General features: G+C 65.0%; 11 protein-coding genes and 1 pseudogene. 7 read left to right on the top strand and 5 right to left on the bottom strand.

Annotated features, from left to right (window positions below; translation table 11 throughout):
* The first annotated feature begins 412 nt into the window (after positions 1-412).
* The gene (locus tag OKW39_RS09400) at positions 413-847 is read left to right on the top strand and encodes a CHRD domain-containing protein (protein ID WP_090805584.1); all 435 of its coding nucleotides are present in this window, start codon (positions 413-415) and stop codon (positions 845-847) included.
* Between the two features lie 243 nt (positions 848-1,090).
* A pseudogene (locus OKW39_RS09395) lies at positions 1,091-1,949 on the top strand (alpha/beta hydrolase).
* On the opposite strand, the gene OKW39_RS09390 reads toward OKW39_RS09395, so the two are convergent.
* On the bottom strand, positions 1,916-2,755 hold the full coding sequence (locus tag OKW39_RS09390) for an EcsC family protein (RefSeq protein ID WP_429562487.1): 840 nt from the start codon (positions 2,753-2,755) through the stop codon (positions 1,916-1,918). The pseudogene OKW39_RS09395 and the gene OKW39_RS09390 overlap by 34 nt on opposite strands.
* 137 nt (positions 2,756-2,892) lie before the next feature.
* Here OKW39_RS09390 and OKW39_RS09385 point away from each other — a divergent pair, with 137 nt between their 5' ends.
* Together OKW39_RS09385 and OKW39_RS09380 are read left to right on the top strand one after the other, a co-directional pair.
* Entirely contained in the window at positions 2,893-4,488 is a 1,596-nt protein-coding gene (locus OKW39_RS09385; protein WP_429562486.1) for an MDR family MFS transporter, read from the top strand.
* 30 nt (positions 4,489-4,518) lie between these two features.
* Complete coding sequence (locus OKW39_RS09380) at positions 4,519-5,019, top strand: MarR family winged helix-turn-helix transcriptional regulator (protein WP_429335724.1); 501 nt, start codon at positions 4,519-4,521, stop codon at positions 5,017-5,019.
* 104 nt (positions 5,020-5,123) lie between these two features.
* On the opposite strand, the gene OKW39_RS09375 is transcribed toward OKW39_RS09380, so the two are convergent.
* Entirely contained in the window at positions 5,124-6,401 is a 1,278-nt protein-coding gene (locus OKW39_RS09375) for an amino acid deaminase (RefSeq protein ID WP_090802982.1), read from the bottom strand.
* A gap of 155 nt (positions 6,402-6,556) precedes the next feature.
* Here OKW39_RS09375 and OKW39_RS09370 point away from each other — a divergent pair, with 155 nt between their 5' ends.
* The 3 genes from OKW39_RS09370 (at position 6,557) to OKW39_RS09360 (ending at position 9,390) form a co-directional block, all read left to right on the top strand.
* On the top strand, positions 6,557-7,447 hold the full coding sequence (locus OKW39_RS09370) for a MurR/RpiR family transcriptional regulator (protein ID WP_090802984.1): 891 nt from the start codon (positions 6,557-6,559) through the stop codon (positions 7,445-7,447).
* A 3-nt stretch (positions 7,448-7,450) separates the two neighbouring features.
* Entirely contained in the window at positions 7,451-8,932 is a 1,482-nt protein-coding gene (locus OKW39_RS09365) for an N-acyl-D-amino-acid deacylase family protein (RefSeq protein ID WP_429562485.1), read from the top strand.
* 71 nt (positions 8,933-9,003) lie between these two features.
* Positions 9,004-9,390: a RidA family protein gene (locus tag OKW39_RS09360; RefSeq protein WP_429562484.1), complete on the top strand. Its 387-nt coding sequence runs from the start codon at positions 9,004-9,006 to the stop codon at positions 9,388-9,390.
* 92 nt (positions 9,391-9,482) lie between these two features.
* Here OKW39_RS09360 and queF read toward each other — a convergent pair whose 3' ends face one another.
* From queF to ilvA, 3 genes are read right to left on the bottom strand one after another with little or no spacing between them, the layout of a single operon-like run.
* Positions 9,483-10,307: an NADPH-dependent 7-cyano-7-deazaguanine reductase QueF gene (gene queF / locus OKW39_RS09355; protein ID WP_184053835.1), complete on the bottom strand. Its 825-nt coding sequence runs from the start codon at positions 10,305-10,307 to the stop codon at positions 9,483-9,485.
* Positions 10,304-11,206 carry a 5'-nucleotidase gene (locus tag OKW39_RS09350; RefSeq protein ID WP_090802989.1) on the bottom strand — a complete coding sequence of 301 codons (903 nt, stop codon included), beginning with the start codon at positions 11,204-11,206 and terminating at the stop codon, positions 10,304-10,306. The genes queF and OKW39_RS09350 overlap by 4 nt, the downstream gene beginning before the upstream one ends.
* A gap of 23 nt (positions 11,207-11,229) precedes the next feature.
* Positions 11,230-12,882, bottom strand: a complete 1,653-nt coding sequence (ilvA, locus tag OKW39_RS09345) for a threonine ammonia-lyase, biosynthetic (protein WP_429562483.1) — start codon at positions 12,880-12,882, stop codon at positions 11,230-11,232.
* Positions 12,883-12,995: the final 113 nt, after the last annotated feature.

Genomic DNA, 12,995 nt, shown 5'->3' with positions numbered 1-12,995 from the left:
CGATTCAAACGGGCGCGACCAAAATCGGGACGAAAAAAACGCGGCCGAAGCCGCGTTAAAGATTTGGAGACATCCTTCGATGAAGGAGTCACTTCTCGCAAATCGAAGCATACCAGGAACAGCGTCATTTATTCATTACAAATCGCGCAATTAACTTTTCGATTAAATCGATTAAAACGATTTCGCACTACGTTTTTGCCGGTATTTTGGGCATATCGTGAAGAACGCCTGTGCGCATTGCGCACCTTGCCCATCGGGCCTTCGGTTTTAATCACAGTCCGGTTCGAATTAAAGCGGTCCGTGCAAGCCACCATCCCAACCTCACCGGCTCCAAATGATTTGCACTAGTATGTGGAAGCTCCGCACGGCCGACACGGGTGCCGCGGCGGCGCGTCAATGTCCGGAGAAGACCATGATTTCGCTGCGAAAATTGAATCTGGCCGTGGTGGTATGGGCGCTTGCGTCGGGCGCTGCGTTCGCGGATACGGTTGCGCTGAAGGCGAATCTCCAGCCGTCGAGCGAAGTGCCGCCGCGCGTGAGTCACGGGCACGGCATGCTGAATGCGACCTTCGACACGTCCACCCAATCGCTGCAGTGGACTGCTACTTACGAAGACTTGAGCAGTCCAGTCACCGCCGCGAATTTCCACGGTCCCGCGCCGGTTGGCCAGAACGCGAAGGTCCAGGTGCCGATCGAGAAGAATGGCCTCGCGAGTCCGATCAAAGGCACGGCGAAGCTGACCGAGCAGCAGGTCACGGATCTGATGGCGGGGCAGTGGTACTTCAATGTCCATACCGCGCAGAATCCGACGGGCGAAATTCGCGGGCAGGTGTTGCCGGCGAACTAGGCGTGGGCCTCGCGTGGGCCGAGCGCGCGTGCCGCGGCCAAAAGCAGCTTCACACCGTTAGAACCCGCCAACCAACGGCGTCCCCGCCACCGCCCGTACCATGACGGGACTTCAACGAAGGAGCATGTCCCGATGAGCTGGCAAAGCGCACTCGCTTGCTGGTATTTGCGCAAGCAGTTCCGGCCCGAAACCCTCAAACCGTCTATCAACGTCGAGCGGGCGCGCGCGCTGACCTCGAAGCGGGTGTGGTCGCCACGCGTGCCGCGCGGCTGGCATCTTCGCGAAACGTATGGCGCGGGCGAGGCGCCGCTCGTCGGCGAATGGCTGGAACGCGTGGACGGCGGCACGGCCGGCGGCGCGGAGCCGACGGTGCTGTATTGCCACGGCGGAGGCTACTACTTCTGCTCGCCGCGCACGCATCGGTCGCTAACGTTCGCTCTCGCTACCCGCGCAGACGCGCGGCTCTTCTCCCTCGACTACCGCCTCGCGCCCGAGCATCGCTTTCCGGCCGCGCTTGAGGACGCCACCGACGCCTATCGACAGCTGCTCGCGATGGGCATCGCGCCGAGCTCGATCGTGGTCGCCGGCGACTCGGCCGGCGGCGGCCTCGCGCTCGCCACGCTGGTCGCGCTGCGCGACGCCGGCGCACCGATGCCCGCTGGCGGGCCTGCTGTTCTCGCCGTGGACCGATCTGGCGACGACCGGCGCGAGCCTGCGCACCAACGACAGCGTCGATCCGATGTTCTGTGGCGCCTCGATCGAGCGCGCGGCCAAGGTCTATCTCGGCGACGCGCCGGCCACGCATCCGTACGCGTCGCCGGTCTACGCGGACCTGCGCGGTCTGCCGCCGCTGTTCTTGCAGGTGGGCAGCACCGAGGTGCTGCTCGACGACGCACGCCGCGTCGCCGACAACGCGCACGCGGCAGGAGTCGATTGCGAATGCGAGGTGTGGAAAAACCTGCCGCACGTGTGGCCGATGTTCGCGCCGTTCATGCCGGAGGCGAACCGCGCGCTCGATCGCGCGGCCGCGTTCGTGCGACGCGCGACGAGCCGCGCCGCGAACAGGGCTCAGGCGTCGAGCGTGACGTCGAGCGTCCGATAGACGGCTTCGATCGTTTGCTGGCCGTATTGCCGCTCGAGCCGCCGCACGGTGAAGTGCCCGTGCGCGACCTGCTGGAAGTGATCGATAAACACGGTGTTGACCATCGCGCCGAGCACCGCGCCGATCGCGGGAATCGATTTGGCAGCGATCTGTTCGCTGACCTGCACCGAAAAGCGCGCGGCGATCGCGTTGAGCAGCCGCAGCAGCGCCGCCGAGCCGTGGGTCGTGAAGCCCTTGCTGGCCACCTCGGACGACGCCTTCGACACCGCCTGCGCTAGCGCGCCGCGCATGAAGAAGTAGCCGAGGTCGGCATCGGCGTCCTCGCTCGATGTACCACCCATGCCGAGCACGGTCAGGCATTGCAGCTGCGTGTCGACCGAGGTCAGGTCCTCGCCCTCGCTGCGCGCGATGTCGCAGATCGAGCGGAACATCAGCGTAGTCGTGACCGGCAGCTCGACTGGCAGCGCGATCAATCCAAACGCCCCGCCGGCCGCGCCGGTGGTCGCGACCGCGAACTTGTGCAGCAGGTTGTTCGGCTTGTCGGGCGCGAGAAGCCTGGCGTCGTCGCGGCGCCCGAGCGTGCGTAGCGCGATCGACAGACATTTGCGCAACGCGGTCTGCGTCGCATCGGACACTTTTTGGTTGGCGAACGCCGGGATGCGCGATAGCAGCTTCTCGATCGGCGCGCCGACGACGCTCGCGAGCTTCATCGTGAGCGCGGGGCTTTCGAGCTGGTGTTTCGCGCGCCGCAGCGCGGCGAGATCCTGCTCCGATAAGGATGGTGCTGCGAGCGAACTCGGCTGCATGGGCCTCCCCGGCATGTCGTGTCTTGCGTACCTGGAGTCAGTCTACCGCGTTGCAAGACGCGTTCCGTCCCGCTTGGCGCGTCGCACCATGGTATGATCGCCAATCTTTTGACACGTCAACTTTTGCTCCATCAAAAATGGCTGTCCATACCGCCGCCCACCATTCGAGTGGGCAAGTCTTACCGTTCCGCGAATCCCTGCTGGCCATGCTCGGCATCTCGTTCGTCACGATGCTGGTCGCGCTCGACCAGACCGTGGTCGGCACCGCGCTGCCCACGATCGTGTCCGAACTCCGAGGCTTCGAGTTGTACGCATGGGTCGCAACCTCGTATCTGCTGACCTCGGTGATCACCGTGCCGATTTTCGGGCGGCTTGGCGATTATTACGGGCGCAAGCCGTTCGTGATTGCGTCGATCGTCGTGTTCACCGGCGCCTCGGTGCTGTGCGGCGCGGCCAACAGCATGCTGTTTCTCGTGCTCGCGCGCGGGTTGCAGGGCATTGGCGGCGGCATGCTCGTCGGCACCGCGTTCGCATGCATTCCCGATCTGTTCCCCGATTCCGTCGTGCGGCTGCGCTGGCAGGTGCTGATGAGCTCGGCGTTCGGCATCGCCAATGCGGTCGGCCCGTCGCTCGGCGGTTTTCTCACGCAGTACTACGGCTGGCGCTCGGTGTTCTATGTGAATTTGCCGGTCGGGATGCTGTCGCTGTTTTTCGTCTGGCGTTTCCTGCCGCATCTGCGGCACGTCGAACATACCGGCAAAATGCGGCTCGACTGGCCCGGCGCGCTGCTGATCGCGATCGCGCTCGGCTCACTGCAGCTGTTCGTCGAATTGCTGCCGAAGCACGGCGTCACGCTGAGCGCGTTCGCGCTGCTCGGGCTCGCCGTCGCGTCGGCCGTCACGCTGTGGAAATGGGAAAGGCGCTGCCCGACCGCGATCCTGCCCGTCGACATGTTCCGCAACCGCAGTCTGGCCGCGCTGTTCACGCTGGCCGTGCTCGGCGGCTTCACGATGTTCTCGCTGCTGTTCTACGCACCGCTGCTGTTCCAGGGCGGCTTCGGCATGTCGCCGAAAGAGGCGGGCCTCGTGATCACGCCGCTCGTCGTGTTCATCACGATCGGCAGTATCGCGAACGGGCGCGTCGTGTCGCGGGTGAAGAATCCGAACCTGATGCTGTACATCGGCTTTGCGATGGTCGCGCTGTCATGCCTTGGCATCGTCGTCGCGACCCGTTCGATGCAGCAATGGGTGCTGATGTCGTTCATGGTCGTCGGCGGCCTCGGGCTCGGCTTCGTGATGCCGAACCTGACGATCTTCGCGCAGCAGACCGCGGGCCGCGAACACCTCGGCATCGCGACCGCGCTGCTGCAGTCGCTGCGGATGATCGGTGGCATGATCGGCACGGCGCTGACCGGCACGCTCGTGACCCACATGTACAGGAGCGGTGTGCGCAATGCACTCGAAGGCGCGGACGCGTCGCACTGGTTCGCCGATCTCGGCGATCCGCAGATCCTGATCAACCGCGATGCGCAGACCACGCTCGTCGACCAGTTGACCCACGCTGGCCACAACGGCGCGATGTTGCTCGAAAGTGCGCGCGAGGCGCTGGTCGGGGCGATTCATCTGGGTCTCGCGATGGCCGCGGTGATCGCCGTCGTGTCGGTGTGGCAAACCCGCCGCGTGCCGCCGATCAAGCTGCAGCGCAAGCTCGAGCCGGTGATTCACGCAGACTGATTTTTGAACTTGGTGTTGGACAGGCAGATTATGGAAGAACAGGACCGCGTCGCCGTCATGCAGCAATTTGGTCGCACGTATCGGGCGTTCATGTCGGCATTCGAGGCCCAGGTGGGGCATCCGTTGCCACGCTGGCGCATTCTGCTCGCGCTGCGCGAGCAGGCTGGCGAGTCGTCGCAGAAGCGGCTCGTCGAGCGGTTGCGCGTCGATCCTGGCGCGCTCACGCGACAGCTGAAGGCGCTCGAAGGGTTGGGCTGGATCGCGCGCAGCATGGATACGCGTGATAACCGCGTGACCAACGTGCGCCTGACCGAAGCGGGCCACGCCGCGACCGAAGCGAGCCTGCCGCGTCGCAACGCGTTCTTGCACGACACCATGGCCGGGTTGCCGGATCAGGCGCTCGCGGCGTTGTCGAGCGCGCTGAAAATGTTGGAGACGCGCATCGGCGAGGTGACGGCCAACGCCGGCGCCGCGACCGTGGCCGCCGCGCCGCAGGAGACCGCTGGCGACGAGGCGGCGCAGCGCATGTGATTGTTAGTCCGCGCGTGGCGATAAAAAAGGCTGTGAGCCCAGGGGCGCACAGCCTTTTTCTTTAGCGGAACAGATCGCGCTTCAGTCAGCGCGGCGTGGTCCGATCAGAAGAACGTCTCGATCACTTCCTTCACGCGATACTGCGGATCGACGACCAGCACCTGCTTCCACTTGTCGAACGTCAGGCACGGATGCGAGATGTCGAACGCGATCATGTCGCCCACTTTCAGATCGGCGCCGGCGGGAATCCGCAGATACGCGTGCTGATCCATCAGACCGAAGATCTCCCAGCCCTCGCTCGCGGCGATGTCGCGCGGCGCTTGCTGGCCCGGGCGATAGTGGCGCGCCGGCTCGGGCATGCCTGCGTCGAACGCGGAGTCGCGTTTGCCGAGGCCGATGATCGCGCGATCCGGCTCGGGAATGGACTGCACGTACGCCCACAATTGCAGCGCCGGCAGCAAGCCTTCGCCCATTTTCTTCGCGACCGGATTGCGCTTGAAGATGTCGGTCTGCGCCTTGCGATAGATGCCGACGTCATGCGTCAGATAGCAGCCGGGACGCAGCACGACCTCGACCTTGCCGGATTGCGTCGCCTGCGCGAACTCTTCGGCGACCACGTCGTACCACGCCGATCCCGCGCCCGATAGCACCGCCGGCGAGCGCGCGAAACGCCCCTGCTCGACAAGTTCGCGAGTGACCGCAACCGCGCCTTGCAGGAACGCGCGCACTTCGGGTTCTTCCTTCAGCACGCCTTCGTACAGTTCGACCCCCGCGAGCTTCAGCACGTCCGGATAGCGCGCGATCGCGTCGAGCACCGCGTTGCGCTGCGCTTCGTCGCGCACGCCGGTGCGTCCACCCGGCACGCCGAGTTCGAGCAGCACCTGCAGCGGCTTCTTCACCGAGGTGAAGAATTCGCCGAGTTGCTCGACGCCTTCAGCCGAATCGACGAGGCAGAAAAATTCGAAATCCGGATCGCTGAGCAATTCGGCGATCATCATCATGTTGTGACGGCCGACCAGCTGATTCGCCATCAGGATGCGCGAGACGCCGCCGTGGTACGCCGCGCGCACCTGATGAGCGGTGGCGAGCGTGATGCCCCACGCACCGGTTTCGAGCTGACGGCGAAACAGTTGCGGCGCCATCGTGGTCTTGCCGTGAGGCGCGAGCTTGACGCCGTATTCGGCAACGAACGCCTGCATCCACTTCAGGTTGTGCTCGACGCGATCGGCGTACAGCACGGCGGCCGGCAGGCTGACGTCCTCGGCGAGCAGGTTCCACTCGAGGCGCGCGGCGTCCGTCAGCTGGATGCTCGTGCCCGGAACCATGCCCAAGCCCTTGCTATAAGGATCAATCGTCGCGCCCTGATAGTTTGTAACTTTCATGTCTCCGTGCTCCATCGTCCGGGTAAATTGAGTTGGATTTGACTTTACCATGTTATCGAAAGTACGATGTCTGAACGAATGTTATTTAGTACCATGGGTTTCGAAGGCCGCCGGAAAGGGCCGCGAAAGCCGTGCCGCGAACCCCACCGCCTGCCATGAACCGTAGCGCCGAACCGCTCGCTTTCGACATCGTCGCGCGCATTGCCGAGTGCGCGCCGGAGTTGCGCTCGGCCGAACGCAAGGTCGCCGCGCTGATCCTCGACGATCTGACCGGCGCGTCGCGCGCGAGCATCGGCGCGCTGGCACAGCAGGCCGAGGTCAGCATCGCGACCGTCACGCGCTTCGCGAAGGCGGTCGGCTGCCGCGACGTGCGCGAACTCAAGCTGCGGCTCGCGCAGGCGGCCGCGGTCGGTCAGCGGTTTCTCGAGCGCGACACCGCAAGCGACGCACCCGAGCCGATCGCCACGCGCGTCTTCGACGAGCTGCAAACGGCGCTCGCGCACAATCATCAACTGCTGCGCCAGGCGCCGCTCGCCGAAGCGGCGGCCGCGCTGCGCGATGCGCGCATGATCTACGTGTTCGGCATGGGCGGCGGCTCGACCGCGCTCGCTGACGAAATGCGTTTCAGGCTCGTGCGCCTCGGCCGCCCGGTCGCGACCTATCAGGACGGGCTGTTGCAGCGCATGGTGGCGAGCACGGTGTCGCGCGAGTGCGTCGTGATCGCGCTGTCCACCACGGGGCGCGTGCCCGAGATGGTCGAGAACTGCAAGATCGCGCGCAGCTACGGTGCGACGGTGGTCGCGCTGACGGCGCCCGCGTCGCCGCTGGCGAAGCTCGCCAACTGGCTGATCCCGATCGTCGCGTTCGAAACCGATTTCATTTACAAGCCGTCGTCGTCCCGTTACGCGATGATGATGGCGCTTGATGTGCTCGTCACCGAACTTGCCGTCAGTCAGGGCGACGAAAGCCGCGAATTGCTGCGCCGCATGAAGCACGCGCTCGACGCGCACCGCGGCGGCGGCGATCGACAACCGTTAGGAGACTGATCCATGCATTCGCATCCCGAAGCCGCCGACACGCTGATCTTCGGCGCGCAACTGTACGACGGCACGGGCGCGCCGCCCGTCGAGCGCGACGTGGCGATCCGCGACGGCCGCATCGCCGCGATCGGCAATCTGTCGAACTGGCTCGCCGAAGAGGTGATCGAGGCCGAGGGGCGCGCGCTCGCGCCGGGCTTTATCGACGTGCACACGCACGACGACACGCATGTGATCCGCTCGCCGCAGATGCTGCCGAAGATCACCCAGGGCGTGACGACGGTGATCGTCGGCAATTGCGGGATCAGTGCGTCGCCGGTATCGCTGAAGGGCGATCCGCCCGATCCGATGAACCTGCTCGGCGAGCGCGACGCGTTCCAGTACCCGACCTTCGCCGACTATGTGAACGCGGTGAACGCCGCGCGGCCGGCGGTAAACGTCGGCGCGCTGATCGGCCATACGGCGTTGCGCAACAACCAGATGGACCGGCTCGATCGCGCGGCGACTGCCGAGGAAATCGAGCGCATGTGCGCGCAGCTCGAGGAAGCGCTCGCGCACGGCGCGCTCGGTCTCAGCTCGGGGCTCGCATACGGTTCGGCGTTCGCCGCGCCGACCGAGGAAGTGATGGCGCTCGCCGAGCCGCTCGCGGCCGCGGGCGCGCTGTACACGACCCATATGCGCACCGAGTTCGACGCGATTCTCGACGCGATGGACGAGGCCTACCGCGTCGGTCGTCATGCGCGTGTGCCGGTCGTGATCTCGCATCTGAAGTGCGCGGGGCCGTCGAACTGGGGGCGCAGCGTCGAGGTGCTGAAGTCGCTCGAAGGCGCGCGCGGCGGGCAGCCGGTCGGTTGCGACTGCTATCCGTACAACCGCAGCTCGTCGACGCTCGATCTGAAGCAGGTGACAGGCGACATCGACATCACGATCACGTGGTCCGAACCGCATCCGGAAATGGCGGGCAAGCTGATCAAGGAAGTCGCGGCCGAATGGGGCGTCTCGCAGCAGGAGGCGGGCAAGCGCCTGCAGCCGGCCGGCGCGGTCTATCACAACATGTCCGAAGACGACGTGCGGCGCATCCTGTCGCATCCGGCGACGATGGTCGGTTCCGACGGCCTGCCGAACGATCCGCTGCCGCATCCGCGGCTGTGGGGCGCGTTTCCGCGCGTGCTCGGTCACTATGCGCGCGATGCCGCTTTGCTGCCGCTCGAGGAAGCGGTGCGCAAGATGACGAGCCTGTCCGCGCGCCGCTTCGGACTCGCGCAACGCGGCGAAGTGCATATCGGCTATCACGCCGACCTCGTGCTGTTCGATCCGGCGAAAGTGCATGACGTGGCGACGTTCGACAAGCCCCAGCAGCCCGCTGCCGGCATCGATGCGGTGTGGGTCAACGGCGTGCTGTCATATCGCGATGGCGCGGTGACGGGCGAGCGGGCTGGCCGGTTCGTCACGCGCGGTGCGCCGTCGAAGGGCGATGCGCAGGGCGCGTTCTGATTTTTTATCGATTGATGGCGGCACGCGCGGCAAGGGCGCCGCGCGTGCCCGACTTTTTAAGGAGTGTGACGATGAAGCGATATGGCGTGGAAGGCGGAAAGGGAACGGGCGGTCAGGTGATGCCGTTCGCGCGCGCGGTCGAGGCGGACGGCTGGCTGTTCGTGTCGGGCCAGACGCCGATGGAAAACGGCGAAGTGATCAACGGCGGCATCGTCGAGCAATCGCGCAAGGCGATCCAGAACGTGTTCGCGATCCTGAAGGAAGCGGGCTATGGCGCCGAGCACGTCGTGCGTTGCGGCGTGTGGCTCGACGATCCGCGCGACTTCGCGTCGTTCAACAAGGTGTTTCGCGAGTATTTTGGCGAGAATCCGCCGGCGCGCGCGTGCGTGGTGTCGTCGATGGTGATCGACTGCAAGGTCGAGGTGGATTGCGTCGCGTATAAGAAGCCGGCGGCCTGATCGCTTTGATGGCTTTCATGTGACGAGGGCGCCGCAGGTCGTGATGGCCTGCGGCGCCCTCGTCGCGTTTACCGCTGTTTTTTGTGTTGGAGTTACTGCCGCGCGAGCCGCATGTTGTCCGGCATCGGCAGGTTGTAGTTGGTGCGGAACGGGTTGATGTCGAGCCCGCCGCGGCGCGTGTAGCGCGCATACACGGCCAGCTTCAGCGGTTTGCACATCTTCATGATGTCGACGAAGATTCGCTCGACGCATTGCTCATGAAACCCGGTGTGATTGCGGTACGAGATGATGTATCGCAAGAGGCCCGCGTGATCGATCTGCGGGCCGGCGTAGTGGATCTGCACGCTGCCCCAGTCCGGCTGACCGGTCACCGGGCAGTTCGACTTCAGCAGGTTCGAGAACAGCGTTTCCTCGACCGGCGCTTCGTCGCGCGCCGCGCTCAAAAGTGACGCGTCCGGCTGATAGACGCTCGCCTCGAGTTCGAGCCGGTCGAGCGACAGACCGGCGAATTCTTCCATTTTCAGCTTGCCGAATTCGTGCGGTGTGCTCAGATGTACCGACACGGTCGCGCCGCACGACGCGGACACGTCGCGCCTGATCGTGTCGCGCACGCTCTCGGCCGAGTCGAACGCAGTCTGCGCGAACGAGCCCAGATACAGCTTGAACGATTTCGACTCGACGATGTTCGGCGAGTCGGCCGGCACGAAGAACGTCGCGACGGCGATCTGCGGCTTGCCGCGCGCGTTCAGCCACGACAGCTCGTAGGCGTTCCAGATGTCGGTGCCGAAAAACGGCAGTCGCGCGGTAATGCCGATCGCCTCGCGCGCATGGCTGCGCGCAATCGGAAATAGCAGCGTCGGATCGTATTGTTCGGTGTAAGTCGAGGACTTGCCGAGCGGGGATTGTTCGGGTGTCATGATGCGTTCACGATGCCACTCAGCACGTGCCCGGTCGCGGTTACGACGCGGGCCGATTCGCAGTGGCCGATCTGGTCGTCGAAGAAAAAGTCGGGCTCGAACTCGCGCAGAAATGCGCTTTTGTCGAGGCCGCCGAGGAACATCGCTTCGTCGATTTCGATGTTCCATGCCATCAGGGTGCGGATCGCGCGCTCATGCGCGGGAGCCGAGCGCGCCGTCACCAGCGCCGTGCGAATGCGCATCGGCGCGGCCGCGTCCGCGAGTTTTTGCAGCCGGTGGAGTGCTTCGAGCAGCGGCTTGAGCGGACCGTCCGCGAGCGGCAGATGCTTGTTGTCGATCTCGTGACCGACGAACGCGCGCAGGCCGTCTTGCTGGAAGATGCGTTCCGCTTCGTCGGAAAACAAGACCGCATCGCCGTCGAACGCAATGCGGATTTCGTCCGGGTATTTGCTCGCCATTTTCGCCGATTCCGGCAACACGCGTGCGGCTGGGAAGCCAGCGGCGAGCGCATCGCGCACGTCGTGCTGATTCGCCGACAAAAACAGCGAAGCGTTCAGCGGCTTCAGATAACCGAACGGCGCGCGGCCGCGCGTGAACACGCCGCGCTCGATCGCGAGCCCGTGTTCGCGGCAGGAATGAAACGCGCGCAGACCGCTGATCGGATCGCTGCGCGACAGGATCACCACTTCGACGCGATGACCGCCGGCGTTCAGCGCAAGCAGCTTGCGGATCAGCGGAAACGCGACGCCCGGTTTCGCGGGCACGTTCAGACGCTCGCGCTGCAACGCTTCGTAAGCCTGCAGGTCGCCGGCCTCGTAGACACGGTTCTCTTCCTCGAAGTCGAACAGCGCGCGCGACGAGATTGCGACCACCAGTTTGTCGACGAGCGAAAGCGCCATCGTTGCGTTCCGGTTCGAAGAGATCAGGCGAGAAAGAGACGATAGACCGGATTCTTCGTCTCTTCCCAGCACGGATAGCCGAGCGTTTCGATGAAGCGCTCGAACGCCGCGTGGTCGCTCCCGGGCACCTGAATGCCGACCAGAATCGAGCTGTAGTCCGCGCCCTGGTTGCGGTAGTGGAACAGGCTGATGTTCCAGTTCGGCGCCATCGACGACAGGAATTTCATCAGCGCGCCCGGACGTTCCGGAAACTCGAAGCGAAACAGTCGTTCGTCGCGCGCGAGCGGCGAGCGGCCGCCGACCATGTAGCGGATGTGCTGCTTCGACAGTTCGTCGAAGGTCAGGTCGACGGTGGCGAAGCCGTGCGCTTCGAAGGCGCCGGCGATCTGCGCCGATTCGCTGCGATTGCGGATCTGCACGCCGACGAAAATATGCGCCGAGTTCGCGTCGGCGATCCGGTAGTTGAACTCGGTGACGCTGCGCGTGCCGAGCAGCTCGCAGAAGCGCCTGAAGCTGCCGCGCTCTTCGGGGATCGTCACCGCGAAGACCGCTTCGCGCGCTTCGCCCACTTCCGCGCGTTCGGCGACGAAGCGCATGCGGTCGAAGTTCATGTTCGCGCCCGACGTGATCGCGATCAGCGTCTGGTTCTCGATGCCTTCCCGTTCGGCATACTGCTTGGCGCCGGCCACCGCGAGCGAGCCCGCCGGTTCGAGCACGCTGCGCGTGTCCTGGAACACGTCCTTGATCGCGGCGCACAGCGCATCGGTGTTCACGAGCAGCACTTCGTCGAGATATTCGCGGCACAGACGGAAGGTCTCTTCGCCGACGAGCTTCACCGCGGTGCCGTCGGAGAACAGGCCCACTTCGTTCAGCGTCACGCGCTCGCCCGCCTGCAACGACGCGGCCATCGCGCACGAATCATCGGTCTGCACGCCGATCACCTTGATCTCGGGGCGCACCGATTTCACGTATGCGGCGACACCGGCCGCGAGACCGCCGCCGCCGATCGGCACGAAGATCGCGTGAATCGGCCCTTGGTGCTGGCTGAGGATTTCCATCGCGACGGTGCCCTGGCCCGCGATCACGTAGGGGTCATCAAACGGATGCACGAAAGTCAGGCCGCGCTCTTCCTGCAGCTTGACCGCGTGACCGTAGGCGTCGCTATACGACTCACCGAACTGCACGATCTCGACGGTCGGCCCGCCATGCGTGCGGATCGCGTCGACCTTGAGCTGCGGCGTCGTCACCGGCACGACGATGATCGCCTTCACGCCCATGCGTGCCGCCGACAACGCCACGCCCTGCGCATGATTGCCCGCCGACGCGGTGATCACGCCGCGACTGAGCGCCTCGGCCGGAATATGCGCCATCTTGTTGTATGCGCCGCGCAGCTTGAACGAGAACACCGGCTGATTGTCCTCGCGCTTCAGATAGACCGGGTTGCGCAGCCGCGCCGACAGGTTCGGCGCGCGTTCGAGTTCGGTCTCGCGCGCCACGTCGTAGACGCGCGCGGTCAGGGTCTTTTTCAGGTAATCGTGGGAAGCCATGCGGGTGGCGCGGTGCGCTGTGTAAGACGGGAAGACGTCAATGATAGCGCCAACGGTGCCCGCTCTGGCCGTTCCGAGCGCTCCGGGGAAGGGTGGCACGCCCCTGGCCCGGCCGTTTGTCAACTGCATGATCGAAGTTTGCCAAACCGTCCGGCCGGTCAATGAGGCGGCGTGCGAAATAGCGCCAAACTCACCGCCAAATCCCCCGAACCCCCGCCGCCGCCCGATTCCCACCGTCAACG

It is taken from the genome of Paraburkholderia sp. MM6662-R1 (genome assembly GCF_050436245.1).
Lineage (GTDB): Bacteria > Pseudomonadota > Gammaproteobacteria > Burkholderiales > Burkholderiaceae > Paraburkholderia > Paraburkholderia tuberum.
This window is presented reverse-complemented; position numbering and strand designations above follow the sequence as displayed.